Source organism: Pseudomonas sp. AC229, from assembly GCF_979254655.1.
The window spans coordinates 1-232 of record NZ_CEEDHK010000113.1 but is presented as its reverse complement, the minus strand read 5'-3'; the positions used below and the strand labels follow the sequence as shown (position 1 = coordinate 232).

Annotated in this window: 1 protein-coding gene; it reads right to left on the bottom strand. The window is 68.1% G+C overall.

Going from position 1 to position 232, the window contains the following annotated elements; all coding sequences use genetic code 11:
• A partial coding sequence (locus AC0IW7_RS25080; protein WP_471821573.1) for a class I SAM-dependent methyltransferase occupies positions 1–232 on the bottom strand: 232 nt, incomplete at both ends.

Below are 232 nucleotides of genomic sequence, written 5' to 3'. Positions count from 1 at the left end.
CCATGATACCGCCCACCTTCAGTTGCGACAACAACGGCCCCGGCGGGTCTTCGGCCGCGGCGGTCACCATGATGCGATCAAAGGGCGCCTGCTCGGGCAGCCCGAACGAGCCGTCTGCGACCCGTGCGGTTATGTTGGTCAGGCCGATCTGCCGGAACAGCTGTTCCGCCTCGGCGACCAGCCGGCGGTGACGGTCCACCGTCATCACCCGCCGGCACAGCACCGACAGCAC